General features: G+C 74.1%; 2 protein-coding genes. Both read right to left on the bottom strand.

Going from position 1 to position 3254, the window contains the following annotated elements:
* Positions 1-106: DUF397 domain-containing protein (locus ADK60_RS42210; protein ID WP_159400516.1), on the bottom strand; the 106-nt coding region annotated here is incomplete at its 3' end.
* Between the two features lie 192 nt (positions 107-298).
* Entirely contained in the window at positions 299-2998 is a 2700-nt protein-coding gene (locus ADK60_RS20650; RefSeq protein ID WP_053647990.1) for an MXAN_6230/SCO0854 family RING domain-containing protein, read from the bottom strand.
* Positions 2999-3254: the final 256 nt, after the last annotated feature.

The raw sequence follows: 3254 nt of genomic DNA, 5'->3' as shown, positions 1-3254 counted from the left end.
CGTCGCTCTCCCGGAGCTTGACTGCGCCGTCGGGCGCAGCCGCAAGGTAGAGGCAGTTGGCGGTGTCGCCACTGAAGGAGGACTTCTGCCAGTTGTACGCGGTCATGGTTCTTCCCGTCTCAAATGCTCTGGGCCACACGGCGGATGAGGTCGCGGGAAGCGCCAGGCTTGAGCGCACTCGCCTCCAAGCGATCCAGCACAGCTCGATACTTGATCAGCTGCGGCTCGGTGTCAATGAACTCGAATCTGTCCCCATCGACCTGGACGCTGTCCAAGCGCGCGGCCCGCCCGGCCGGGGTCACCGCGTGGCGACCCCGGCCGGACGAGGTGCCAGACCCGCGACCAGATCGCCCGCCGTCAGGCGCTCCAGGCTCTCCGGTGCGGCGTCGACGGGGCCCGGGTACAGGCGGTACAGCGTTCCCGACAGCTTCTCCGGCGCGGGGACGTCTCCGTCCACGAGCGCGACGAATGCTCTGCGCCCGGAGAGGAGTTGGGGCAGAGAAGGGACGGACCCCGGGGCCTCGTCACTGAGCGTGCACAGGCGCGACGCGAACCCGCCGGCGCTCTCCCCCGCGCCGCGCCGCCAGCGCCGCAGTCCGCCGTCGAGCCCACGTACCACCACCTCGTCGGTGCACGCGGCCGCGCGGGCGACGGCGAGGTCCCAGAGGGTGGCCCGGTTCTCCGGGGAGAAGTGCGCCAGCACGTCGCGGCTGAGGGCGCCCACCTCGGCCTGGTGCCGGTAGACGCTGTGGAAGCCGCCGTCCGCGCCGGTGTTGAGGTCGGTCCAGGTGTAGCGGCGGGCGGCCAGGTCGACGATCATCGGCACGCACACCTTGGCGTCGCCGACCAGGTCCAGGCGCTGCCGGACGGCCCGGGGGTGGAAGTGCGGGCTCCCCGCCGACGTGGCGCCGCCCAGGTCCATGAACCCGGTGAAGGCGTCGGTCAGTTGCTCGAAGGCGACGTCGTTGTAGCTGAACACGATCATCACCGCGTACCGCGATCCGCCCGCGACCAGCCGCGCGAGATCCAGGTCGACGAACTCCGTCGCCCCGTTCGGTGGCGGCGCGGACACGTAGTCGCCCGAGTGCACGGCCGCCCGGTCGCCGTGCACCAGGTTGGTGTAGTCGCACAGGCCGGTGAAGTTCCACCGCTCGTCGTACAGCGCCACCGAAAGGTCCAGGTCGACCCGCAGCTCCGCCGGCTGCATCCAGTGCAGGAACAGCCGCAGCCGCTCCCCCGCCGGCAGGCGCTGGCGGCTGCCGCGCGGTACGCACACCAGGGTCTTGGCGGCGGCGCGCTCGGCGAACGGTGCGACCAGTTCGCCCAGCCCCTCGTCGAGCAGCGCCACCTCGTAGCGCTCGCCGTCGGCGCCGCTCCGGCGCAGCAGCTCCGCCTCGATCGACTCCACTACCGGGAGCGCGAGTTCGGCGGGCACCACGGTGCCGTGGTCCTCCCGGGCGTGGGCGAGCGAGACCGTGCCGCGCGGGAAGTACAGCCGTCGCTCCCCCGCCGTCCGTGTCCCGCGCAGCGCGCCGTACGCGCCGAGCAGCGGCCCGGGGGCGACCCGGGTCAGCGCGGCGGCGACCGTGTCCAGCGCGGACGGGGAGAGCGGCGTCCCGGGGGCGGTGGTGGCGTGCACCCGCAGGACGTGGTGCAGCCTGCGGACCAGTTCGCCCGGCCGTGCGGCCAGCGCCCGCAGGGCGCCCTCGGTGTCCCCGGCGGCGAGCAGGGCCTCGACCCGCGCGGCGAATCCGGTGAACCCCAGCCGGGTGTGCTCGCCGGTGTTCACCACGCGCAGCGGTCCGGCCGGTGGTTCGGCGTGTTCCCGCCCCACCTCGTGGGTGCGCAGGTCCGTCCCCCGCAGCACCACGAACGCCGTGGTGACGTTGGGGAGGCGCCGCCGGTGCTCGTACGGGTGCAGCAGTTCGCCCGCGCGCAGCCAGGCCGACCGGTGGCGGCGCAGGTCTTCGACCAGTGCCGTCGGGTCCAGCCCCTCCATGATGTCGAGCAGGCCCCGGCGCACCGGCCGGGGCAGGCCCTTCAGCCGCAGCCGGCGGGCGGTCGCGGGCAGCAGGTCGGGCTCGGCGCCGGACCACGCCCAGAGCAGGCGCAGCACGTCGGTCGCGGTGTCGATCCGTTCGGCGAGCACCGGCAGCGCGTCCGCTCCGCTGCGGCGCAGCAGGGCGGCGAGCACGGTGGCCTTGGTCTCCCGGAGCGGGATCTGCGCGGGCAGCCGCTCCGGCAGGTCCGGCGGCGCGTGGGCGAGCAGCGCGGTCAGGTCGTCGCGGTCCTGCGGGGAGAGCGGGGTGCGGCGGGCGAGCAGCCGGTCGAACTCGCCCATCGCGGCGGTGACCTGGTCGGCCGTGACCAGTCGCAGCGGCCGGAGGGCCCGCTCGCCGCCGAACTCCTCGGCGGCCTTCCGGCCGATCCGGTTGTCCTCGGAGAGGTAGGTGCCCGCGCCCAGTGGCGTCCCGCAGGTCGGGCACCGCTCGCCCCGCCCCTCCGCCGTCAGCCCGTCGAGGCAGCCGGCGCAGAGCAGGTGCGCGCACGGCGCGAGCGCGCCGATCCCGGCCTCGGCGCCGCGCCGGCCGCAGTGGGCGCAGGGCTGCCGGGGCTGGTTGAGCAGGAACGCCCGGATCTGCCGGGTGAAGAACAGCTGCGCGTGGTCGGGCACGGCGTCGGGGAAGCGGCGGAACAGCGGCACGTGTTCCCGGTCCGCGCCGAGCAGGTGGTCGATGCGGGCGAGCAACCCGTCCCCGGTCTCGGCGAGTGCGGAGGGGGACAACCTGGCCAGCGCCGAGCGTAGTTCACTGGTGAGCAGGTACCCGCGCCGCACCAGATCGGCGTCCAGTGCCACCAGGCCGCGGGTGCTCCACGGGTCGGCGTCGGGGAGGAGGTCGCCGGGGGCCGCGCAGACGGCGCCGCGCCGGCGGAGGAGGAAGGAACCGAGATCGAGGTCGACATCGCTGTCGAAGGGAGCCGTGATGGCTCGGGGCATGCGGAAGGACCCCCACGAATGTGGAACAGAAAACGTGGAACAGAAGCTGAAGAGGCGGGCGGAGAGGGGGCGCACTACAGGTTTCGGAAGGAAGGAGAAGGAAGCACGCCGCGGAGCCGCCCGCGGGACGAAGGTAGCGGAGTCCCTCCGCGGGGCGCCACCGATTAATTCCGCTCAATTCCGCTTCGGTTCCGCGCCACCGGAACCCACCGACCGGAGGCCGGGGGGGCGGGGGGCGGGGGCGGGGGCGGGGGCG

Source organism: Streptomyces sp. XY431 (assembly GCF_001279805.1).
Taxonomy (GTDB): Bacteria; Actinomycetota; Actinomycetes; order Streptomycetales; family Streptomycetaceae; genus Kitasatospora; species Kitasatospora purpeofusca.
Note: the sequence above shows the minus strand (reverse complement) of the source record. Positions and strands in the feature narration are given on the sequence as shown.